This is a genomic window from Lysobacter sp. M15 (assembly GCF_022662515.1).
Classification (GTDB): domain Bacteria; phylum Pseudomonadota; class Gammaproteobacteria; order Xanthomonadales; family Xanthomonadaceae; genus JAKPBU01.
Genome location: NZ_JAKPBV010000001.1, coordinates 136,542 through 157,793, shown reverse-complemented (window position 1 = coordinate 157,793; position 21,252 = coordinate 136,542). Strand labels below are relative to the sequence as shown.

The following is a 21,252-nucleotide window of genomic DNA, read 5'->3' as shown; positions in this document are numbered from 1 at the left end:
CATGAGCGCGCATTCGGTCGAAGACATCAAGGCGCAGAGCGCGCGCCTGCGCGGTTCGTTGCTGGACTCGCTGGCCGATCCGGTCACCGGTAGCCTGCGCGAGGACGACCAGACCCTGATCAAGTACCACGGCAGCTACCAGCAGGACGACCGCGACGTGCGCGACGCACGGCGCCAGGCGAAGCTGGAACCGGCCTACGCCTTCATGATCCGCACGCGCACGCCCGGGGGCGTGGTCTCTCCCGAGCAGTGGCTCAAGCTCGACGCCATCGCCACCGGCTACGCCGAGCGCGGCCTGCGCATCACCACGCGCCAGGCGTTCCAGTTCCACGGCGTGATCAAGACCGAGCTCAAGGCGACCATGCAGGCGATCAACGCCGCGCTGATCGACACGCTGGCCGCCTGCGGCGACGTCAACCGCAATATCGCGGTCGCGGCCAACCCGCATGTCTCGGCCGCGCACGCACAGGTGCAGGCGCAGGCCGCGGCGCTGTCGCGGCATCTGCTGCCCAATACCCGCGCCTACTACGAAATCTGGCTGGACGAGGAACGCGTCGCCGGCAGCGGCGAGGAAAGCGAGCCGATCTACGGCGATCGCTACCTGCCGCGCAAGTTCAAGATCGGCTTCGCCATCCCGCCCACCAACGACGTGGACGTGTTCGCGCAGGACCTGGGCTTCATCGCCATCCTCGACGATCGCGGCGTGCTGCAAGGCTACAACGTCAGCGTCGGTGGCGGCATGGGCGCCAGCCATGGCGACCCGGAGACCTATCCGCGACTGGGCAACGTCGTCGGTTTCGTGATCCCGGAACAGGTGACTGCGGTGGCCGAAGCGGTGGTCACCACCCAACGCGATTTCGGCAACCGCGATGTGCGCAAACGCGCGCGGCTGAAGTACACCATCGATGATCGCGGTCTCGACTGGTTCAAGCATGAAGTCGAACGGCGTGCCGGGTTCTCTCTCCCCCCGGCACGGCCGTTCGGCTTCGATCACAACGGCGACCGCTTCGGCTGGGTCGAAGGCCATGACGGGCGCCTCCATCTCACCCTGAGGATCCCGGCCGGGCGCATCATCGACGGTAAGCTCGATGGACGCGGCGACGAGGTCCTGCATCTGAGCGGCCTGCGCCGCATTGCCGAGCTGCTGCTGCCCGATCCCCGCGCCGAATTTCGGATGACGCCGAACCAGAACCTGGTCGTTGCCGGGATACCACCGTCGCTGCGCGCATCGGTCGACGCGCTGGTGGATACGTATGGCCTGGCTGGCTATCGCGATGCCACGCCGCTGCGCCGCGATGCACTGGCCTGCGTGGCGCTGCCGACCTGCGGCCTGGCCATGGCCGAGGCCGAGCGTTACCTGCCCGATTTCGTGGGCAAGGTCGAAGCGCTGCTCGATGCGCGCGGCATCGGCGACGCTCCGATCCACCTGCGCCTGAGCGGCTGCCCGAATGGCTGCTCGCGCCCGTACCTGGGCGAGATCGCCCTGGTCGGCAAGGCGCCGGGCCGCTACAACCTAATGCTCGGCGCCGATCACCGCGGCCAGAGGCTCAACGCCCTGTACCGCGAGAACATCGACGAAACCCAGATCCTCGCCGCGCTCGATCCACTGTTCGAAGCCTATGCACGCGACCGCGATGCCGGCGAAGGCTTCGGCGATTTCCTCGTCCGCACCTGCGTAGTCGCGATTCCCGGGAAGGACGCGCGCCCCGCGATTCCCGTCGAACTCGTTGCCGCCTGAGCATCAGGTCCTGAAATGAGCCCGCCCGACCCCATCACCGCCGCCGAATCCGCCCAGAGCCTGCGAGAGCTGAACCGCTGGCTCGCCATGCGCAGCGCCGAGGAACGCGTCGCCTGGGCGCTGGAGAACACCGCCGGATCGCACGCGCTTTCGTCCAGCTTCGGCGCACAGGCGGCGGCATCGCTGCACCTGGTGTCGCGGCAGAAGCCGGACATCCCGGTGATCCTGATCGATACCGGTTATCTGTTCCCGGAAACCTACCGCTTCGTCGATGCCATGACCGAGCGGTTGCGGCTCAACCTCAAGGTCTACCGCCCGCAGATCGGCGCCGCCTGGATGGAGGCGCGGATGGGCCGACTCTGGGAAAAGGGCGTCGAAGGCATCGATCGCTACAACAGGCTGCGCAAGGTGGAACCCATGCAGCGCGCGCTCGACGAACTGGGCGTACGCACCTGGATCGCCGGCCTGCGCCGCGATCAGGCCCGCACGCGCACCGGCATCGACTTCCTGGAACTGCGCGACGGCCGCTGGAAACTGCATCCGATCGCCGACTGGACCGATCGTGACGTCTGGAACTATCTGCAACGACACGGTCTGCCCTACCACCCGCTGTGGGACCAGGGCTACGTGTCGATCGGCGACGTGCACACGACCAGGCCGTTGCAGGCGGGCATGGAGCTCGAGGACACCCGCTTCTTCGGCCTGAAACGCGAATGCGGGCTGCATTTCGACGACGAGCCCGGCATCGCGGCATAGTCGGTGCCTGTGGGAGCGAGCTCGCTCGCGATTGCTTCCGACCATCCATACGGCATCAGGAAAATCAAGAGCATTCGCGGCCAAGGCCGCTCCCACGAGCACTGCGTGGGATGTGAGTGGCGTCCTGTTTCTGGCAGGAACGTGTTCGCATTCGGCGATTCTGCGCCCGCGTCGGGCGCGCGCCTGCGTTTGTCACGCGGTGGCGCAACCTGAGACACTCTGCTCCCCGCCCTTTGCCACGCCGGCCATGCCCTTTCTCGATGCCGCAGCGCTGAAGTCCGACTATGACGTGATTGTGGTGGGCTCCGGCGCCGCCGGCGGCCAGACGGCCTATACGCTGTGCATGGAAGGCGCGCGCGTGCTGATGCTGGAGGCCGGCCGCCGCTATACGCCGGAGCAGGAAACGCCGATGTTCCAGACTCCGGACATGGCGCCGCTGGGCGGCAGCAGCACGCCCGACAAACCCTTCGGCTTTCACGACGCCACGGTCGACGGCGGCTGGGACGTGCCCGGCGAACCGTACACGCTGGCCAGCAATGAACGCGGGCGCGATTTCAAGTGGTACCGCGCGCGCATGCTTGGCGGGCGCACGAACCACTGGGGGCGGCTGTCGTTCCGCAACGGCCCGTACGACTTCAAGCCCCGGCGTCGGGACGGGCTGGGCTTCGACTGGCCCCTCGGGTACGAGGACCTGGCGCCCTATTACGACAAAGTCGAAATGCTGATCGGCGTCTACGGCAGCCGCGATGGCCTGGAAAACACGCCCGATTCGCCGCCGGGAGTGCTGATGCCGCCGCCGGCGCCGCGGGTCAGCGATCGCCTGGTCCAGCAGCGCGCCGCCAAGCTGGGGATTCCGGTAGTGGCCGCGCATCGCGCCGTGCTGACCCAGCGGCTGGATGCGGAGAACATTCCCGCGAAGCTGCATCCGGGCAACGCGCACGCGCAGGCGATCCTGCGCAAGGCCATGCAGCGCCGCGCCGCCTGCTTCTGGGCCACGCCCTGCGGCCGCGGTTGCTCGATCGGCGCCAACTACCAGTCGACCACCGTGCACCTGCCGCCTGCGCTGGACACCGGCCGGCTGGACATCGTCTGCGACGCGATGGTGCACGAAGTGGAACTGGGCACCGACGGCAAGGCGCGCGGCGTGCGTTTCATCGACAAGACCAGCGGCGAGCAGCACCGCGTCCGCGCGCGCGCGGTGGTGCTGGCCGCCAGCGCCTGCGAGACGGTGCGGATCCTGCTCAATTCCAAGTCGCCCTCGTTCCCGGACGGGCTGGCCAATTCCAGCGGCAAGGTCGGGCGCTACCTGATGGACACGGTGGGCGCCGGCCTGTCGGGGCAGATCCCGATCCTGGAGGACCTGCCGCCGCACAACGAGGACGGCGCCGACGGCGGGCACATGTACGTGCCGTGGTGGCTGTACCAGGAGCAGGCGGCGGGCAAGCTCGACTTCGCGCGCGGCTACCACATCGAATTCGGCGGCGGCCGCACCATGCCCGGCGTTGGCACCGCTGCCGGGTTGGAATGGCTCACCGGCGGCAGCTACGGCCGCAGCTTCAAGCAGGACATGCGCCGTTACTACGGCTCGTTCGTGGGCTTTGCCGGTCGCGGCGAGATGATTCCCAACGAGCACTCGTACTGCGAGATCGATCCCGCGGTCCGCGACAAGTGGGGCATCCCGGTGCTGCGCTTCCACTGGCAGTTCTCCGAGCACGAGACCCGCCAGGCCGCGCACATGCAGAAGACCTTCGCCCAGATCATCGAAGCGATGGGCGGCAAGGTACGCGGCGAGGTGCAGGCCGACGGGGCCAAGGCTATCGAGCCCGGCGGCTACATCATCCACGAGGTCGGCGGCGCGATCATGGGCGACGATCCCAAGACATCCGTCACCGACCAGTGGTGCCGGACCTGGGACGTGGACAACCTCTACCTCACCGATGGCGCGGTGTTCCCGTCCAACGCGGACAAGAACCCGACCCTGACCATCATGGCCGTGGCCTGGCGCGCCGCCGACCGGATCCTCGAGCGCATGCGCGCAAGGGAGTTGTGATGAGCCCACCCGTCGACCGCCGCACCACGCTCAAGTGGATGCTGTCCGCCGCCGCCACCCTGCCGGTGCTGTCGCTGGCCGGCTGTGATTCGGAGCCGGCATCGCCCGGCGGCGCGGCATCGTCCGCCGATCCGTGGGCCGCGCCCCCGGATGTCACCGCCGACGGCTACGGCAAGGACGCGGACCTGCTGAAAGACTACAAGCCCGGCGACACCTGGCCGCTGACATTCGACCAGGCGCAGCGCGCCACTGCCACCACGCTCAGTGCGCTGATACTTCCCGCCGACGAAGACGGCCCCGGCGCGGTGGAGGTGGGCGTGGTCGACTTCATCGACGAGTGGATCAGCGCACCGTATCCGGTGCAACGGCGCGACCGTGCTCTGGTGCTGCCCGGCCTGGCCTGGATCGATGCCGAAGCGAAGCGGCGCTTCGGCGCTGGCTTCGCCGCGCTGAAGCCAGCGCAGCAGACCGCGATCTGCGACGACATCCGCTATCTGCCCAAGGCGAAGGCCGAGCACCGGCAGGCGGCCGAGTTCTTCGCGCGCTACCGCGATCTGACCGCTGGCGGCTTCTGCACTTCGCCCCAGGGCCGCACCTATCTGCGATACGTCGGCAACACGCCGCTGCCGCGCTTCGACGGGCCGCCGCCGGAGGTCCTCAAGCGTGTTGGCTTGGGCTGATGAAGGGATCCAGTTTCGCAACAGTGGGAGGCGTCATGAAGAATACGGCTGGCTTGTTCGGATGGATGCGTGACGCGCGCCAAAGTCGCGACGCGCGCATTGGCCGCATCGCGCGCGGCGCACACCTCGCCCTGGCCTTGCTGTGTCTGGCGCTCGGCGCCTGCGCCACCGCGACCCCGGCCGCGCCGGCCGCCAACACGCTGACGCAGGCCGAGCGCGACGCGGGCTGGCAGCTACTGTTCGACGGCAAGACGCTCGATGGCTGGCGGGCAAGCGAACAGCCGGGGAGTTTCCAGGTGCGCGATGGCAGCATCGTCGTGCGCGGTCCGCGCTCGCACCTGTTTTATGTCGGGCCGGTGCAGCAGCACGATTTCCGCGACTTCGAGCTGCGACTGGAGGTGATGACCTTCCCCGGCGCCAACTCAGGGGTGTACTTCCACACCGCCTGGCAGGACGAAGGCTGGCCGGCCAAGGGCTACGAGGTGCAGGTCAACAACACCCAGTCCGACCCCAAGCGTACCGGCGGGCTGTACGCGGTGGAAGACAACTTCGAGGCCCCGGCCGCCGACCGGCAATGGTTCGAAATGACGGTGCGCGTGGAAGGCAAGCACGTCACCACGTTCGTCGACGGCAAGCCGATCGCGGACTACACCGAACCGGCCGATCCGCAACGACCGGCCGAGATGGCCGGCCGCGTGCTCGGCAGCGGCACCATCGCGCTGCAGGCGCACGACCCGGACAGCGAGGTGCATTACCGCAACATCCGCATTCGCGCCCTGCCGTAGGTCGGCCCTGCGCGGCCGACGGGCGAATGCCGTGGTATGTCGGGGACCTAGCCCCGACCTACACCGTAATCGGCTGCGACAGTTCGGTCCAGGTCGGCGGCGTGGGCCAGTCTGCTTCCAGATTGCCTTCCAGCACCCGGCGCAGGTCGCGCCGGTCGATCTGCGGGGCGAGCGCGTGCAGTAGAGCGAGCGCGTATTCGCGCAGCACGCGGCCGCGCGGGATCACCGCCCATGTGATGCATTCGGGCAGCGCCTCGGGCGCGGGGAGCAGGCGCAGGTCGGCGTCCTCGCGACTGCCGATGGCCATCTCGGCCAGCAGCCCCGCGCCGAGACCTGCACGCACGTAGGTCTTGATCAGATTCGCGTCGCGCGCGGTCATCGCCACCTGCGGCGCCACGCCCGCGGACGCGAACGTGCGCTGCAGGGATGAATCGGCATTGGTCGAGGATTCGTAGCTGATCAGCGGATGCCGCGCCAGTTCGGCGAGCGTCGGCGCGCGCCCCAGCGAAGCGAGCGGATGCGCGCTGGGTACCAGCAGGACCCGCCGCCAACGGTACAGCGGCACCGCCAGACCACCGGTCGGCACCGCGCCAGCGCTGCTGATCAGGGCAAGGTCGGCATCGTCGTGGGCGAGTTTCTGCAGCACCTCGGCATCGCCCGCGGCTTGCAGGTCCACGCTCACCTGCGGGAATTCGCGCTTGATCGCCGCAATCACCGGCGGCAGGACATAGCGCGCCTGGGTATGGGTAGTGGCCAGCAGCAGGCGGCCGACATGCTCGCCGCGCTCGTTGGCGGCGTAGCTGCGGATGTTGGCGGCCTCCGCCAGGATCCGGCGCGCATGTTCGATCACCTTGGCGCCGGCGGGCGCGATGGCCTCGAGGCTGCGGCCCTTGCGCACGAACAGCTGGAAACCGAGTTCGTCCTCGAGCTGCTTGAGCTGCTTGGACAGCCCCGGCTGGGTCGCATGCACGCGTTCGGCTGCCAGCGTGATGTTGAGGCTGGAATCCGCGATCGCGACGAGGTAGCGCAGCTGGGTCAGGGTCATGTGGAGAGATGCCGGGCGAACGCCACTTCACGAGATTCGGAGGGCAATCGGAGTCCGCCACCCGCCGCAGTGTCGCATCGGCTCAGACGCGCGGCACCGCCATGGCGGGAATGCACCGTCCGGAGGGCGGCACCGATAACGCCGTTTCAACATATCGCTATATGCGTATGAAGGGATAAATATAACGGTGGCCACTCGCCGGTGTCCATCGGCCGCGCGGACCTGGACATGCCCGATCGGCATAAGGACAGGCTTCGCCGCCATTTCCCGGCATGCGCGGGAGGACCTAGCGTCGACACCATGGCTGCCCCTACTGCCCCGCTCTATCCCTTGTTCGCCGACCTGCGCGGCCGCCGCGTGGTGGTGGTGGGAGGCGGCGCGGTCGCGCGGCGCAAGGTCGAGGCCCTGCTGGAAGCCGGCGCCCATGTCGCCCTGGTCGCGACCGAACTGCGCGATGCCACGCTGCGGCGGTGGGTAAGGGACCGCCGCATCGCACGGCGCGTCGGCCGATTCACACGCGGTTCGATCGATGCCGGCCTGCTCGACGGCGCCTGGCTGGTCATCGCCGCCACCGACGATGTCGCCACCAACCGCGCCGTGGTCGAAGCCGCCGACGCACGCCGGATCTGGGCCAATGCGGTCGACGATGCCGAGCATTCGCGGTTCCACGTACCCGCGCGGGTGGAGCGCGGGCCGCTGCAGATCGCCATCTCCAGCGGCGGCGGCGTGCCGATGCTGGCGCGTCTGGTGCGCGAGCGCCTGGAGGTCGAATTCGACGCCTCGTTGGGCGCGCTGGCGCAGTTCCTGGGCGAGCGACGCCAGCGGATCCGCGCACGCTGGCCCGACCTTGGCCAGCGTCGACGCGTGTTTGCCCGGCTGCTGTCGGGCCCGCTTCAGGGCCTGTTGCGCAAAGACAACCGGTTTGCCGCCGAACGCGCGTTCGACCAGGTCATGAACGATGCCAGTGACACCGCTCCGGCGCGCGGCTCGGTGGCCCTGGTCGGCGCCGGGCCCGGCGATCCAGGCCTGCTGACGCTGCGCGCGTTGCGCGTGCTGAACGAAGCCGACGTGATCCTGCACGACCGCTTGGTAAGCGAACAGGTGCTGCAGTTGGCGCGTCGGGACGCCGAACGCATCGAGGTCGGCAAGCAGGCGGGAAATCATCACACCAGCCAAGCCCAGATCCACGACCTGCTGATCCGACACGCGCAGGCGGGCCGGCGGGTGGTACGGCTCAAGGGTGGCGATCCGTTCGTGTTCGGACGCGGTGGCGAGGAGCTCGAAGTGCTGCGCGCGCACCGCATCGACTATGAAGTCGTGCCCGGCATTACCGCTGCGATCGCCTGCGCCGCCTATGCCGGCATTCCGCTTACGCATCGCGAGCATGCGCAATCCGTGCGGCTGGTGACCGTCCACTGCAAGGATTCTGCGGATACCGTCGATTGGGCCACGCTGGCACAGGAGAGGCAGACGCTGGCCGTGTACATGGGCGTGGCGATGCTCGAAACCCTGCAGGCACGGCTGATCGCGCACGGCCGCGAGGCCACCACGCCGTTCGCCCTGGTCGAGAACGGCTCGCGCCCGGAGCAGCGCGTGATCACCGGCACGCTCGCACAGCTGGCGACCGCCGCCCGGGCTCACGGTGTGCAGTCGCCAGCGCTGCTGATCGTGGGCGAAGTCGCAGCCTTCGCACAGACGCTGCACTGGTTCGGCACGCCACCCCTGGCCCCGGTGGCGGAGCTGCCCGCTGCCGCCTGATCGCGCTGCGGCGCCCGCTAGGACCGTCCGTAAACGTCCTCGTAGCGGACGATATCGTCTTCGCCCAGATAGTCGCCCGACTGGACCTCGATCAACTCGAGCGTTTCCGTCCCCGGGTTCTCCAGGCGGTGCTTGGCCCCGATCGGGATATAGGTCGACTGGTTGGCATACAGCTCGAACACGTCGTTGTCGCGCGTGACCCGGGCTGTGCCGCTGACCACGATCCAGTGCTCGGCGCGTTTGGTGTGCGACTGCAGCGAGAGCCGCGCGCCGGGCTTGACCTTGATCCGCTTGACCTGGAAGCGTTCGCCCATGTCGACCGAGTCGTAGCTGCCCCAGGGCCGGTGCACCTCGCGGTGCAGGGCCGCCTGGCTGCGCTGACCGGCCTTGAGCTGCGCGACCACGTCCTTGACCTGCTGCACCTTGTCCTTGCGCGCCACCAGGACCGCGTCGTCGGTTTCAACCACCACCAGGTCGTCCACGCCGACCAGCGCCACCAGGCGCCGCGCGTAGGCATAGTTGTTGCGGCTATCCACCGAAATCACGTCACCGTGGTGCGCGTTGCCGCCGCCGTCCTGTTCGCTCACGTCCCACAACGCCGACCAGGAACCGACGTCGTTCCAGCCGATGTCAACCGGCAGGACCATCGCCGCATCGGTCTTTTCCATGACTGCGTAGTCGATGGAATCCGAGGGGCAGGCGCCAAACGCGTCCTTGTCGAGACGAATGAAATCTCCGTCGCGTTTGCCCTCCAGCAGCGCGGTGCGCACCGCGGCGAGCATCTGCGGATGAAATCGCCCCAGTTCTTCCAGATAGCGTGAGGCGCGGAACAGGAACATGCCGCTGTTCCAGTAGTAACCGCCGATATCGATGTACCCCTTCGCCGTGGCCGCATCGGGCTTCTCGACGAAGCGCAGCACGCGCCGCGGCTCCGTAGCCTCGCCATGGGCGTGATCGGACTGGATGTAGCCGAAGCCCGTTTCCGGCGCGCTGGGCACGATGCCGAAGGTCACCAGGGCGCCGCGATCCGCTGCCGGCATCGCAATCCTGACCGCGTCGCGAAATGCGTCTTCGTTGGCGACCACGTGATCCGACGGCAACACCAGCAACACAGGGTCTGCGCCGTCGCGCATCGCCTGCAGGGCAGCGGCAGCGATGGCCGGTGCGGTATTGCGGCCTACCGGCTCCAGCAGTATCGCCGGATGCTCGACCCCCACCAGGCGCAACTGTTCGGCGGCGAGGAATCGGTGATCGTCGTTGGCGACGACGATCGGCGGCAGGTCGGCGATCGGCGCGATACGCCGCCAGGTCGCCTGGAGCATGGTGTCTTCGCCGACCAGCGGCAGGAACTGCTTGGGATATCCCTCGCGCGAGAGTGGCCAGAGCCGGGTGCCGGCACCTCCCGAAAGCAGTACAGGCTGGAGCAGCGCCATGGACACCTCGTTAAACCGGGTGCTGCAGTTTACCCTGTCATTTCTTTACGCTTTCGGACAGAACTGTGGCACCCGACCCGGATTCGCGCAGTGCGGAGCGGCTGAAGTGGACGAGGGCCGCGCTCGGCGATGCGCGCGTGCAACTCGTCCGCGCCTCCATCGACGCCGGTTTCCGCAGCTACTGGCGCACGCAGGGCGCGGACGGAACATGGATCGTGATGGATTCGCCGCCCGCCCTGGAAGATGTCGGGCCATGGCTGCGCATGCGCGAATTGCTCGTGGCCGGCAACGTGCGCGTTCCCGGGGTGCTTGCGCAAGACGTGGATCACGGTTTCCTGCTACTGGAGGATCTGGGCGGGCCGACCCTTGCCCAGATCCTCGACGCGGACAACGCCGACGCTTATTTCGATGCCGCCATTGCGCAGCTGATCCGGCTGCAGTCGATCCCGGTCCCGCCTGGCACGGCGCATTTCGGCGAGGCGCTGCTGCAGCGCGATGCCGGCCTGTTCGAGGAATGGTTCCTGGGCACGCACCTTGGCCTGGCGTTGGACTGCGGCGAGGCGGAACAGTGGCAACTGGTGCAGCGGCGGTTGATGGACAGCGCGCTATCGCAACCCCAGGTGCTGACCCACCGCGACTTCATGCCGCGCAATCTGATGCCGGTCGCCGATGGTCCGGCGGTCCTGGACTTCCAGGACCTGGTGCTCGGTCCCATCGCCTATGACCCGATCAGCCTGTTCAAGGACGCTTTCCTGAGCTGGCCGCTGGCACGCGTGGATGGCTGGCTTGCGCGCTACCACGCGCGCGCCCTAGACGCGGGCCTGCCGGTTCCCGAATGGCCGAGGTTCCTGCGCGATGCCGACTGGCTCGGCGTGCAGCGACACCTCAAGATCCTCGGCATCTTCGCCCGTCTGCATCATCGCGATGGGAAACCGCGCTACCTCGCCGATGCCCCCAGATTCATCGGCTACCTGGAAGAAGTCCTGCCGCGTCACGCCGAACTGTCGCCATTGCACGAACTGCTCGAGCGCAAGCTGAAACCCGCGCTCGCAGCGCGATCCACATCGACGAAGCCGCGGCGACCGGTGCGATGAAGGCCCTGATCTTCGCAGCGGGCCTGGGCGAACGCATGCGCCCGCTCACCGAACACACTCCCAAGCCACTGCTGCATGCCGGCGGCAAAGCCCTGATCGTGTGGCACCTGGAGAAGCTCGCGGGATGCGGTATCCGGGACGTGGTGATCAACACCTCATGGCTCGCCGGGCAGTTCCCGGCAGATCTCGGCGATGGCGCGCGCTGGAACCTGCGGATCCGCTACAGCCATGAAGGCCCGACTCCGCTGGAAACGGGCGGCGGCATGCTGCATGCACTGCCGCTGCTGGGCGAAGACCCATTCGTGCTGGTGAACGGCGACATCTGGACCGATTACGACTTCGCACGGCTGCCGCGCGAGCCGGCTGGGTTCGCCCATCTGGTGATGGTCGACCGCCCGCAACACGCGACCCACGGCGATTTCGCCCTGGACGACAGCGGTCATGTGCGCGCGGACGGCGCCAACAGGCTCACCTACGCCGGCTTGGGCGTCTACCGTCCGCAGCTGCTCGATGATTGGCGCGGCAGCGTCGGCGACGAGCCCGGCGCGGCGCAGAACCCGCCGCGATTCAAGCTGGCGCCCATCCTCAAGGCCCACATGGCGGCGAGTGCGATCACCGGCGAACACCACCGCGGCCGCTGGACCGATGTCGGCACCCCGCAGCGGCTGAGGGAATTGGATGCAGCCCTGCAGGGGAGCAACGCGACCGAGCCGCGCTGATTCGTCAGCCAAGATCGCCCAGCGTGTCGCGCAGGAACGGCACCGTCACCCGCCGCTGCGCGGCCAGCGATGCACGGTCGAGGCGCTCGAACAGCGCGGCCAGGCTACCCAGGTCGCGATCCACGCGCCGCAACAGCCAGTCGATCGCCGCCGGATCGAATTGCAGGCCACGCCGCCGCGCGCGCAGCTGCAGCATCTCCCGGCGTCCGGCGTCGTCCAGCGGCGCCAGCGCGATGCGCAGGCATTGCGACAGGCGCGAGCGCAGATCGGGTAGCTGCAATGGCAGGTCGGCGGGCCATTCCCGTGCGGTGTACAGCAGCGCCTTGCCGGCATCGCGCGCGCGGTTGTGGAAGTCGAACAAGGCCACTTCGTCGTCGCGACGCCCGGCGATCGCCTCGACTCCGTCCAGCGCGATGAGGTCGCGTTCCTCCATCGCTTCCAGCGCCGCGCGCAGCCGCCCTGCAGCGCTTGCCAACGGCAGATAGGCCGCGGCGATGCCTCGGGCGCCGGCCTCGGCACAGACGGCGATCGCCAGGTGGGTCTTGCCGGTGTTGGCACCCCCGGCCACCAGCACGCATTGCGCCGGCGACGAAACGACCAGTGCGCGCAGCTGCGGCAACACGACCGGATCGGTCGCCACGAAGGTGTCCAGGCGCTGATCCGGCGGGAAACGCAGCGCCAGCGGCAGCTGGCCGGAACCGGTTGCGCCGCTCACGCCGGCGGCGAGCCCTGGTCTGGTTTGGCGTGCCCCCCCGCGTTCCCGGGCAGGATCAGCCCCGACTGCTCGACGTGCTCATCGCCAAGCACGATCGCCGGCCCATCGCCAACGTAGGCGCGACTGGCGCGATAGTGTTCGACCGCAAAGCGCAGCAGCACGTTGGCCACGGCCGCAACCGGAAGTGCGAGCAGCATGCCGAGGAACCCGAACAGCTGGCCTCCGGCCAGGACCGCGAAGATCACCGCGACCGGATGCAGGCCGATACGGTCGCCGACCAGTTTCGGGGTGAGCCAGTAGCTCTCGATCACCTGGCCGATGCCGAACACCGCCAGCACACCCGCCAGATGCTGCCAGTCGCCGAACTGCACCAGCGCGGCGATGCCGCCGAGCACGACCACCGTCGCCGGCCCCAGATAGGGTACGAAGGTCAGCAGGCCGGCGATGATCCCGATCAGGATGCCCAGGTCCAGACCGACCAGCCACAGGCCGAGACCATAGAGCACGCCCAGGATCAGCATCACCAGAAACTGCCCGCGGAGAAAACCGCTGAGCATTTCGCTCGATTCCCTGGCCAGACGAGTCACCGTCGCCTCCTGATTGCGCGGCACCAGGGCGGCGATGCGCTCGACGAAGACGTCCCAGTCGCGCAGGAAGAAGAACGTCAGCACCGGTAGCAGCACCAGGTTGGCGATCCAGCCCAGCACCGCGAAGCCCGAGCGCGACAGGTAACCCAGCAGGGTAGCCGCAAAGCCGCCCGCCTCCTGCCAGTGCGCGCGCACCGTGTCGATGATGCGCCCAGTGTCGAACCAGGCGAGCAACTGCAGTCCAGTGCGGTGCTCCAGCCACGGCAGCGCCGTGCCGATGAACCAGTCGCGATAGCGCGGCATCGATTCGATCAGGGTCAACAGCTGGCGCTCGATCAGCGGCACCAGGATCAGCAGCGCCAGCACCAACAGCAGCAGCATCAGCGAGAAGACCAGGATCACGGCGGTGTTGCGCGAACGACCCGCGGCTTCGAGCCGATCCACCATGGGATCGCCGAGCCAGCCCAGCATGCCCGCGAACACGAACGGAGTCAGGATCGGCGCCAACAGCCACACCAGCGACAGCACCGCGATCGCGACCGCGGATCCCTGCAGACGGCGGTAGAAGCGGGCGATCTCGTGCAGCGATTGCTGCGTCTGCATCTCGGCCATCAGCGCAGCTGGAACACCTGAGGCACCGCATCGCTATCGCCCGATACCAGCACGTCGTCGTCGATCAGGCGCTTGAACCCGGACATGCCCGTGGACAGTTCCAGCATCAGCTCCAGGCCATCGGGCGTTGCGCGCACCGGCACAAACCGCTTCACCACCGATACCTTCTGCAGCTGCGCCGAGAGCCGGATGTAATCATCGGCGCTATCGATGCCCGTGACCAGCACCGCGTAAGTACCGGGCGTCCCGGTTCCTGGGCTCTGCTTGGCGTAGCGCCGCACCAGGGCGTCGGCGGCGCCGTCGGCGCCGCCCTGCATCGCGCGACGGGCATCGCTGTTCTCGGTCGACCAGCGCGACAGCACGCGGCCGCGATCGACGAAGATCCAATCCGCTTTCCAGCCGCCCTTGTTGCGATAGAGCTTGCCGAGCAGTTGCATCGGCGGCTGGTAGCGCGAGGACAGGCGCGCGATCGCCGCGGTATCGCCGCGCCAGATCGCACCGGCCGCGGCCATCTCTGCGGCGCTGCCCGCCGGCAACCCGAGACGATAGCCGCGGGCCTGGGCGCGATCGAGCGCCGCGCGCGCCGCCGCACCCTGTTGCAGCCCGACCAGGCGCGGACCCTTGCCATCGTCGATGGCCAGCCACAGGACCGGCTTGGGTCTGGGCGAAGGCCAGATCGGCAGACCGAGCGCCGACATGATGCCGTCGACCTTGTCCTGGTCGAAGCGCACGATCAGCGTGGTCTGGTAGCTCGGGGCGCCGGACACATCGGAAATGCCCTCGTCCTGGCGGTAATCGTAGCTGCGCACGTATTCGCTGGCGCGGCGCATTTCCTCGCCAACGCCGGGCCGCGCTGCGGCGCTGCGATCACCGGAAATCTTGCCAAGTACCTGCGACAGCGCCCGCGCGAAGGCGGTGTTGCGCTCCGCGGCGCCCTGGTTGCGCACGGGGACTTCGACCTCGTAGGCGCCCTCGGCACGTGCCACGTCGCCTTCCACGCGCTGCGCGGTCGCCACGCCCGCGGCCAGCAGGCACGCCAGCGCCAGCCCGACGCGCAGGCCCGCGTTCCGCACCCTCGAGAATCGCAGTCCCTCGCTCCGCGCTTCTGGCCGCATCGCACATCCCTAATCGCTGGCGAATTGTGAAATGGTGCCGCAGGCGCGCTCCCGCGTCCATGCGAACGCGCGCGCGCTGCTAAAATCGCCGCTCGCCGCGCCCCAGACGCGCTGCCGGACTGCCCGTGAGCCATCCCGCTACCCCCGACCCCGCCGGCCCCGCGTCTTCCAGCGGGATGACCTACCGGGATGCGGGCGTCGACATCGATGCCGGCAACGAGCTCGTCGAACGCATCAAGCCGCTGGTCAGGCGCAGCTTCCGGCCCGAAGTCATGGGCGGCCTGGGCGGGTTTGGCGCCCTGTTCGACCTGACCGGCAAGTACCGTGAACCCGTACTGGTCTCGGGCACCGATGGCGTGGGCACCAAGCTCAAGCTTGCGCAGCAGCTCGGCCGCCACGACACCATCGGCATCGACCTGGTGGCGATGTGCGTGAACGACGTGCTGGTGCAGGGCGCCGAGCCGCTGTTTTTCCTCGATTACTTCGCCACCGGCAAGCTCGATGTCGACACCGCCGTCGCCGTGGTCGGCGGCATCGCCCGCGGCTGCGAGCTGTCCGGCTGCGCGCTGATCGGCGGCGAGACCGCCGAAATGCCCGACATGTACCCGCCGGGCGAATACGACCTGGCCGGCTTCTGCGTGGCCGCGGTGGAGAAATCCCAGCTGCGCGACGGCGCCCGCGTGCGCGCCGGCGACCTGTTGCTGGGGATCGCTTCCAGCGGGCCGCATTCCAACGGCTACTCGTTGATCCGCCGCATCTTCGAGCGCGCTGGGCGCCCGGGCGAACTCGACCTCGGCGGAACCTGCCTGGTCGACGCGCTGATGGCGCCCACCGCGCTGTACGTAAAGCCGGTGCTTGAACTCCTGCGCGGTGCGCAGGGCGATGCCATCCATGCCATGGCCCACATCACCGGCGGCGGCCTGAGCGAGAACATCATTCGCGTCGTACCTGAGGCCCTGGGCCTGGACATCGATGCCGGCACACTGGCATTGCCCCCGGTGTTCGAGTGGCTGCAGCACGAAGGCGGTGTCGCCGACGCGGAAATGTGGCGCACCTTCAACTGCGGGATCGGATTCGTACTGGTGGTCGCGCCCGATGCCGCGGGCGCGGTGGAAGCGGAGTTGTCCGCCCTGCAGCTGTCGCACCGGCGTATCGGCCAGGTGGTGCCCGCCGGGAGCGGCGGTCGCGTGCGCATCGGCTGATGCTGATCGGCATCCAGCTATCCGATCTCAGCCGGCGCAGCCGCTGGCTGCTGGCGGGCGCCAGTGTCGCCTTCCTGGCCTGCCTGACTTTGTTGTTCGTCGCACCCGAACCGGCGATCCGGCTGATGCGGATCGCCCTGCTTGCGGTGGTGGCGCTGGGCGCCTACTGGGTGTCGTTCCTGCTGGATTTCCGCGGCCGCCTCAACCGGTCGCAGGTGATCGTGGCCACGTTGTTCGCGCTGCTGCCCTGGATCCTGGTGATCGTGATCGTGGTGGGCTTTCCGCAGATCCTGATGCCGACGCACGCGGCATGAGGTCGGCGGATTCGACTTCGCGCCGGATCGCGGTCCTGGCCTCGGGCCGCGGCAGCAATCTGCAGGCGATCCTGGATGCGATCGCCGAGGGCCGGCTGGCGGCCGAAATAGCCGGCGTGTTTTCCGACAAGCCCGGCGCGCACGCACTGGAACGCGTGCCCGAACGCTTGCGCTGGAGCGCGGACGCCAAGTCGTTTCCGTTCCGCGAAGCCTTCGATGCCGCCCTGGCCGATGCCGTGGATGCGGTGCAGCCCGACTGGATCGTATGCGCCGGCTACATGCGCATCCTCGGCGCCGATTTCGTGCGCCGGTTCCGCGGCAGGCTGCTCAACATCCATCCCTCGCTGCTGCCGAAATACCGTGGCCTGCACACCCATCGGCGCGCGCTCGAGGCCGGCGACACCGAACATGGCGCGAGCGTGCATTTCGTGGTGCCCGAACTGGACGCCGGCGCGGTGATCGCGCAGGTGCGCATCCCGGTCCTGCCCGACGATTCCCCGGAAACGCTGGCCGAGCGCCTGCTTCCTCGCGAACACCGGCTGCTGATCGATGTCCTGGCGCTGTGCCTTTCAGGTCGCGTGGCTGAACAGGGCGAGGGTGTGCTGCTCGACGGTCATCCCCTGTTTACGCCGCTGCAGCTAGATTGCGGCGCCTAACCGATTGATTCCACGAGATTTGTGGCAACGCCACCCAGGACCTCGCAAGCCCATGCTTCGCCCGTTCGCCCTCACCGCCTGCGCCGGCCTGTTGCTGCTGCTCGCGGGCACCGCCATCGCGCAATCCCAGCCAGCGCCCGCGCCCGGGATGGAAGGCGCGCAGGAGCCGCCGCGGCCGCTCGAACCGTTCGTGGCCAGCTATGAAGTCCACAACAACGGTCGCGCGCTGGGGAATGCGACGATGCAGGCCGTACCGCTGGGCGGCGCGCGCTGGCGCGTCGACCTGAACCTGAAGGGCGGTGGCCTGATGCGCCTGACCGGACTCAATCTGCAGCAGAGCACGCTGTTCGACAACGTGGGCAACCAGTACCGTCCGCTCAGCCAGGCCCTGGTCAAACGGGTGTTCCTGTCCAACCGCAAGACCATCGGTACCTACGACTGGAACGCGCACAGCGCGCGCTGGACCGGCGACGTCAAGAAGACGCGGCAGCGGCCCGTGCCGCTGCAACCGGGCGACATGAGCGGGCTGCTGATCAACCTTGCCGTGATCCGCGACGCCCAACCGGGCAAGACCCTGCAGTACCGTTTCGTCGACGACGGCCGCGTGCGCGACCACTTCTACCAGGTGGCTCCGCAGACCGAACTGGTCCAGGTCGGCGAACTGAGCTACGACGCGATGCGCGTCGAGCGCGTCCAGCCAGCCGGTTCGGCGCCGTCCAGCGAGCAGACCGTGATCTGGGTCGCCGCCGGCGTACCGACGCCGATCCGCATCCTGCAGCGCGAGGATGGCAAGGACACGACCGACCTGCGCCTGACCGAATATCACTGACCCGCACAACAGCTTTCGAGCCTGGAGTACCCCATGGACCTGAAGAAATCCACTCCCCTGCTGATCGGCGCAGCCCTACTGGCCCTGACCGCAAGTGCGTCGGCGCTTGCGGTCAAGCCCTTCACGGCCGACTACACCGCCAGCTACATGGGCCTGCAGGGCGCCGGGCAGATGCGGATCGAACCTGCGGGCAGCAACCGCTGGAAATACACCATGAGCATCCGCAGCAACGTGGCCCAGCTCGTCCAGAGCACCACATTCGAAGACAAGGGCGGTGAGTTCCGGCCGCTCTCGGGAACCGACTCATCGCTGCTGCTGATCAAGAAGTCGAACAAGACCGCCAGCTACGACTGGGCCAAGGGCGAGGCGCGCTGGAGCGGCGACGTCAAGGCCGAGCGCGCCGGGCCGGTGAAGCTGCAGGACGGCGACCTCGACGCGATGCTGGTGAACCTGGCGGTGGCGCGCGACGCCGCGGCGGGCAAGCCCATGAACTACCGCATGGTCGACGACGGCCGGGTCAAGCGCATGACCTACACGGTGAGCGGCAAGGAAACGATCGAGATCGGCGGCAGGCAGCGCGAGGCCACCAAGGTCACCCATACCGACGGCAACAAGCAGTATCTGGCCTGGGTGGTGGACGGATTGCCGGTGCCGGCGCGCATCCTGCAGCGCAAGGACGGCAAGGACCAGATCGACCTAAAGATCAAGTCGCTGAACTGAGCGTCGTGTACCAGATCAAAAAAGCCCGCCGATGGCGGGCTTTTTTCGTTTCGGTGATGCGTTCTCAAGCTCGGCGAGGCTGCTGCAAACATCCGAAGAACGCGTCCTCCCAAGCCCGATTAACGGAGGTCCCAAGGCAGTAACTCTTGTGCATCTGAAGCCAAAACCATGCGCCCTTCGGGCGTAGAGCTTTCGCCTGAATGCGGGTTACTTTCTTTCCTGGTGCGCTCTGCAGCGAATGCTCGCAAGCGCGAATGGCCCACTGATCTCGTCATCCCCGCGTAGGCGGGGACCCAAGGACGCTGCCCCTGCCTTTCGGTGTCTGGATGTCATGCCATTAGGAGCAGAGCTTTCGCCTGCCGGCGAGTTACTTTCTTTGCTGGTGCAAAGAAAGTAACCAAAGAAAGCACCTCAATGGATCCAGATCGCTCAAGGAATGCGGATGCCGAAGCAATTTTCGGACTCGCCATCCATGGCTCGATCCGAAAACGGCGGCCATCCATGGCCGCCGCCCCTTCGGGGTTTCCGGACGCAGGTGGCTACTGGCGGAGAAAGAAAGTCAATGGCGGATGCCACCAACCCACCGATCGCGCTAGCGGCTGATGGCTCGAGCCCTTGACGTTCCCCACTCTGCGTATGCGACTCGTATCCGGGCACCCGGAGGGCGGCCGGCATGGATGCCGGCCGTTTTCGGAGCGGACACGGATGTCCGCTGCGAAAATGGCGACGACACCGCAGATCCCATGAGCGGGTTTGACGTCACGAGGAAGGTGCTTTCTTTTGGTTACTTTTCTTTGCACCAGCAAAGAAAGTAACTCGCCGGCAGGCGAAAGCTCTGTGCCCGAATGGATGGTTTTGCCTCGAAACCACAACGGAGACGTCCACGGGTTCCCGCGGGGACGACGGATCAGCGATTCGCTAATCCAGCCGCCGGATCTTCGCCCCCAACCCCGACAGCTTGGCCTCGATATTCTCGTACCCACGATCGAGGTGGTAGATGCGGTCGATCAGAGTGTCGCCGTCGGCGGCCAGACCGGCCAGGATCAGCGAGGCGGACGCGCGCAGGTCGGTGGCCATCACCGGCGCGCCGCTGAGGCGCTCGATGCCGCGCACCACTGCGGTATGCCCGTCGACCCGGATATCGGCGCCCAACCGCAGCAGCTCCTGCACGTGCATGAAGCGGTTCTCGAAAATCGTCTCGTGGATGATCCCGGTCCCCTCGGCAATGCAGTTCATGGCCATGAACTGCGCCTGCATGTCGGTGGGAAACCCCGGGTGCGGAGCAGTGACGATGTCGACCGCGCGCGGCCTGCGTCCGCGCATGTCCAGGGCGATGCTGTCGCCTTCGACCATGACGTCCGCGCCGGCTTCGCGCAGCTTGTCCAATACGGCGTCGAGCGTGTCCGGCCGCGCATTGCGCGCGACCACGCGGCCGCCGGTCATCGCCGCAGCGACCAGGAAGGTGCCGGTTTCGATCCGGTCGGCCACCACCGCATGGCTTCCTCCACGCAGCGTGTCGACGCCTTCGATGGTGATGCGCGGGGTGCCGGCACCGCTGATCCGCGCACCCAGCGCCCGCAGGCAGTCGGCCAGGTCGACGATCTCCGGCTCCATCGCCGCGTTCTCGAGCACGGTGGTGCCCTCGGCCAGGGTCGCGGCCATCAGCACATTCTCGGTGGCGCCGACGCTGACCATCTCGAAGACATGGCGCGCGCCGCGCAGCCGCTTCGCGCTGGCCTTGATGAAGCCGTGATCGACGCTGATGTCCGCACCCAGCGCTTGCAGGCCCTTGAGGTGCAGGTCGACCGGGCGCGAGCCGATGGCGCAGCCGCCGGGCAACGACACTTCCGCGTCGCCGAAGCGCGCCAGCAGCGGGCCCAGCACCAGCACCGAGGCACGCATCGTCTTGACCAGATCGTATGGCGCCACGTGGCTGTTGACGCCGCGCGGATCGATGGTCATGGCGCCTTCGCTGCGCTCGACGCCGGCGCCGAGCTGCTGCAGCAGCTTCGCCGTGGTCAGCACGTCGTGCAGCTTCGGCACATTGCGCACCTCCACCGGCCCATCGGCCAGCAGCGTGGCGCACAGGATCGGCAGGACCGCGTTCTTCGCGCCTGAAATGCGGACCTCGCCCGTGAGGCTCGGGCCGCCTGTGACCAGGATCTTCTGCATCAGCCGGACGCCTGTGCGGCTTCTTCCGGTGTCAGCGTCCTGAGCGCCAGGGCATGGATCTCGCCTCCCATGCGCTCGCCGAGGGTGGCGTAGACCATGCGGTGGCGCGCCAGTGGCAGCTTGCCGGCGAACTGGGCGCAGACCACGCGGGCCTCGAAGTGCACCCCGTCCTCCCCCTGGACCTCGACCCGGGCCCCGGGCAGCCCCTGTTCGATCAATTGGCGGATGGATTCTGCGTTCATGGGCATCCGGTGGTGGCGCCGGCCGGCAAC

The 21,252-nt window shown here is 67.9% G+C and carries 20 protein-coding genes; 13 read left to right on the top strand and 7 right to left on the bottom strand.

The window, feature by feature from the left end; translation table 11 throughout:
- The first annotated feature begins 1 nt into the window (after position 1).
- From cysI to MC380_RS00675, 5 genes are all read left to right on the top strand, one after another.
- On the top strand, positions 2 to 1,738 hold the full coding sequence (cysI, locus tag MC380_RS00695) for an assimilatory sulfite reductase (NADPH) hemoprotein subunit (RefSeq protein WP_242162443.1): 1,737 nt from the start codon (positions 2 to 4) through the stop codon (positions 1,736 to 1,738).
- A 15-nt stretch (positions 1,739 to 1,753) separates the two neighbouring features.
- Positions 1,754 to 2,494, top strand: coding sequence for a phosphoadenylyl-sulfate reductase (locus tag MC380_RS00690; RefSeq protein WP_242162441.1), 741 nt, complete (start codon positions 1,754 to 1,756; stop codon positions 2,492 to 2,494).
- A 247-nt stretch (positions 2,495 to 2,741) separates the two neighbouring features.
- Positions 2,742 to 4,544, top strand: a complete 1,803-nt coding sequence (locus MC380_RS00685; protein ID WP_242104585.1) for a GMC family oxidoreductase — start codon at positions 2,742 to 2,744, stop codon at positions 4,542 to 4,544.
- Complete coding sequence (locus MC380_RS00680; protein WP_242162439.1) at positions 4,544 to 5,224, top strand: gluconate 2-dehydrogenase subunit 3 family protein; 681 nt, start codon at positions 4,544 to 4,546, stop codon at positions 5,222 to 5,224. The genes MC380_RS00685 and MC380_RS00680 overlap by 1 nt, the downstream gene beginning before the upstream one ends.
- Before the next feature lie 35 nt (positions 5,225 to 5,259).
- Positions 5,260 to 6,009: a DUF1080 domain-containing protein gene (locus tag MC380_RS00675; RefSeq protein WP_242162437.1), complete on the top strand. Its 750-nt coding sequence runs from the start codon at positions 5,260 to 5,262 to the stop codon at positions 6,007 to 6,009.
- 58 nt (positions 6,010 to 6,067) lie between these two features.
- Here MC380_RS00675 and MC380_RS00670 read toward each other — a convergent pair whose 3' ends face one another.
- Positions 6,068 to 7,054 (bottom strand): LysR family transcriptional regulator, encoded by a 987-nt coding sequence (locus MC380_RS00670; RefSeq protein WP_242104588.1) that lies wholly within the window; start codon positions 7,052 to 7,054, stop codon positions 6,068 to 6,070.
- A 300-nt stretch (positions 7,055 to 7,354) separates the two neighbouring features.
- Here MC380_RS00670 and cysG point away from each other — a divergent pair, with 300 nt between their 5' ends.
- A complete protein-coding gene (gene cysG / locus MC380_RS00665; RefSeq protein ID WP_242104589.1) occupies positions 7,355 to 8,812 on the top strand; it encodes a siroheme synthase CysG in 1,458 nt (485 codons plus the stop codon).
- 17 nt (positions 8,813 to 8,829) lie between these two features.
- On the opposite strand, the gene MC380_RS00660 is transcribed toward cysG, so the two are convergent.
- On the bottom strand, positions 8,830 to 10,245 hold the full coding sequence (locus MC380_RS00660; RefSeq protein WP_242162435.1) for a mannose-1-phosphate guanylyltransferase/mannose-6-phosphate isomerase: 1,416 nt from the start codon (positions 10,243 to 10,245) through the stop codon (positions 8,830 to 8,832).
- 65 nt (positions 10,246 to 10,310) lie between these two features.
- On the opposite strand from MC380_RS00660, the gene MC380_RS00655 reads away from it, so the two are divergent.
- Both MC380_RS00655 and murU read left to right on the top strand, forming a co-directional pair.
- On the top strand, positions 10,311 to 11,339 hold the full coding sequence (locus MC380_RS00655) for a phosphotransferase (RefSeq protein ID WP_242162433.1): 1,029 nt from the start codon (positions 10,311 to 10,313) through the stop codon (positions 11,337 to 11,339).
- Entirely contained in the window at positions 11,336 to 12,058 is a 723-nt protein-coding gene (gene murU, locus MC380_RS00650) for an N-acetylmuramate alpha-1-phosphate uridylyltransferase MurU (protein WP_242162431.1), read from the top strand. Before MC380_RS00655 ends, murU begins: the two co-directional genes overlap by 4 nt.
- Positions 12,059 to 12,062: 4 nt before the next feature.
- On the opposite strand, the gene hda is transcribed toward murU, so the two are convergent.
- The 3 genes from hda to MC380_RS00635 are packed head-to-tail and all read right to left on the bottom strand — an operon-like array spanning position 12,063 to position 15,030.
- On the bottom strand, positions 12,063 to 12,773 hold the full coding sequence (gene hda, locus MC380_RS00645; RefSeq protein ID WP_242162429.1) for a DnaA regulatory inactivator Hda: 711 nt from the start codon (positions 12,771 to 12,773) through the stop codon (positions 12,063 to 12,065).
- A complete protein-coding gene (locus MC380_RS00640; protein ID WP_242104652.1) occupies positions 12,770 to 13,963 on the bottom strand; it encodes an AI-2E family transporter in 1,194 nt (397 codons plus the stop codon). The genes hda and MC380_RS00640 overlap by 4 nt, the downstream gene beginning before the upstream one ends.
- A gap of 8 nt (positions 13,964 to 13,971) precedes the next feature.
- Positions 13,972 to 15,030, bottom strand: a complete 1,059-nt coding sequence (locus tag MC380_RS00635) for a DUF2066 domain-containing protein (RefSeq protein WP_242162482.1) — start codon at positions 15,028 to 15,030, stop codon at positions 13,972 to 13,974.
- A gap of 233 nt (positions 15,031 to 15,263) precedes the next feature.
- On the opposite strand from MC380_RS00635, the gene purM reads away from it, so the two are divergent.
- The 5 genes from purM to MC380_RS00610 are packed head-to-tail and all read left to right on the top strand — an operon-like array spanning position 15,264 to position 18,808.
- Complete coding sequence (gene purM, locus MC380_RS00630; protein WP_242162480.1) at positions 15,264 to 16,289, top strand: phosphoribosylformylglycinamidine cyclo-ligase; 1,026 nt, start codon at positions 15,264 to 15,266, stop codon at positions 16,287 to 16,289.
- Positions 16,289 to 16,603 carry a hypothetical protein gene (locus MC380_RS00625; protein ID WP_242104594.1) on the top strand — a complete coding sequence of 105 codons (315 nt, stop codon included), beginning with the start codon at positions 16,289 to 16,291 and terminating at the stop codon, positions 16,601 to 16,603. Before purM ends, MC380_RS00625 begins: the two co-directional genes overlap by 1 nt.
- The gene (purN, locus tag MC380_RS00620) at positions 16,600 to 17,259 is read left to right on the top strand and encodes a phosphoribosylglycinamide formyltransferase (RefSeq protein ID WP_242162427.1); all 660 of its coding nucleotides are present in this window, start codon (positions 16,600 to 16,602) and stop codon (positions 17,257 to 17,259) included. The genes MC380_RS00625 and purN overlap by 4 nt, the downstream gene beginning before the upstream one ends.
- Before the next feature lie 52 nt (positions 17,260 to 17,311).
- Positions 17,312 to 18,088: a DUF3108 domain-containing protein gene (locus MC380_RS00615; protein ID WP_242104596.1), complete on the top strand. Its 777-nt coding sequence runs from the start codon at positions 17,312 to 17,314 to the stop codon at positions 18,086 to 18,088.
- Positions 18,089 to 18,121: 33 nt separating this feature from the next.
- Positions 18,122 to 18,808, top strand: a complete 687-nt coding sequence (locus tag MC380_RS00610) for a DUF3108 domain-containing protein (RefSeq protein ID WP_242104597.1) — start codon at positions 18,122 to 18,124, stop codon at positions 18,806 to 18,808.
- A 918-nt stretch (positions 18,809 to 19,726) separates the two neighbouring features.
- Here the strand turns inward: MC380_RS00610 and murA are convergent.
- Together murA and MC380_RS00600 are read right to left on the bottom strand one after the other, a co-directional pair.
- The gene (gene murA, locus MC380_RS00605; RefSeq protein ID WP_242104598.1) at positions 19,727 to 20,980 is read right to left on the bottom strand and encodes a UDP-N-acetylglucosamine 1-carboxyvinyltransferase; all 1,254 of its coding nucleotides are present in this window, start codon (positions 20,978 to 20,980) and stop codon (positions 19,727 to 19,729) included.
- A complete protein-coding gene (locus MC380_RS00600) occupies positions 20,980 to 21,222 on the bottom strand; it encodes a BolA/IbaG family iron-sulfur metabolism protein (RefSeq protein ID WP_242104599.1) in 243 nt (80 codons plus the stop codon). The genes murA and MC380_RS00600 overlap by 1 nt, the downstream gene beginning before the upstream one ends.
- Positions 21,223 to 21,252: the final 30 nt, after the last annotated feature.

Coding starts and splice junctions, on each gene's coding strand:
- murA (WP_242104598.1), bottom strand. CDS start 20,980: ATGCAGAAGATCCTGGTCACAGGCGGCCCGAGCCTCACGGGCGAGGTC.
- cysI (WP_242162443.1), top strand. CDS start 2: ATGAGCGCGCATTCGGTCGAAGACATCAAGGCGCAGAGCGCGCGCCTG.
- MC380_RS00610 (WP_242104597.1), top strand. CDS start 18,122: ATGGACCTGAAGAAATCCACTCCCCTGCTGATCGGCGCAGCCCTACTG.
- MC380_RS00625 (WP_242104594.1), top strand. CDS start 16,289: ATGCTGATCGGCATCCAGCTATCCGATCTCAGCCGGCGCAGCCGCTGG.
- MC380_RS00675 (WP_242162437.1), top strand. CDS start 5,260: ATGAAGAATACGGCTGGCTTGTTCGGATGGATGCGTGACGCGCGCCAA.
- cysG (WP_242104589.1), top strand. CDS start 7,355: ATGGCTGCCCCTACTGCCCCGCTCTATCCCTTGTTCGCCGACCTGCGC.
- purN (WP_242162427.1), top strand. CDS start 16,600: ATGAGGTCGGCGGATTCGACTTCGCGCCGGATCGCGGTCCTGGCCTCG.
- MC380_RS00600 (WP_242104599.1), bottom strand. CDS start 21,222: ATGAACGCAGAATCCATCCGCCAATTGATCGAACAGGGGCTGCCCGGG.
- MC380_RS00615 (WP_242104596.1), top strand. CDS start 17,312: ATGCTTCGCCCGTTCGCCCTCACCGCCTGCGCCGGCCTGTTGCTGCTG.
- MC380_RS00685 (WP_242104585.1), top strand. CDS start 2,742: ATGCCCTTTCTCGATGCCGCAGCGCTGAAGTCCGACTATGACGTGATT.
- MC380_RS00670 (WP_242104588.1), bottom strand. CDS start 7,054: ATGACCCTGACCCAGCTGCGCTACCTCGTCGCGATCGCGGATTCCAGC.
- MC380_RS00640 (WP_242104652.1), bottom strand. CDS start 13,963: ATGCAGACGCAGCAATCGCTGCACGAGATCGCCCGCTTCTACCGCCGT.
- MC380_RS00660 (WP_242162435.1), bottom strand. CDS start 10,245: ATGGCGCTGCTCCAGCCTGTACTGCTTTCGGGAGGTGCCGGCACCCGG.
- purM (WP_242162480.1), top strand. CDS start 15,264: ATGACCTACCGGGATGCGGGCGTCGACATCGATGCCGGCAACGAGCTC.
- murU (WP_242162431.1), top strand. CDS start 11,336: ATGAAGGCCCTGATCTTCGCAGCGGGCCTGGGCGAACGCATGCGCCCG.
- MC380_RS00680 (WP_242162439.1), top strand. CDS start 4,544: ATGAGCCCACCCGTCGACCGCCGCACCACGCTCAAGTGGATGCTGTCC.
- MC380_RS00690 (WP_242162441.1), top strand. CDS start 1,754: ATGAGCCCGCCCGACCCCATCACCGCCGCCGAATCCGCCCAGAGCCTG.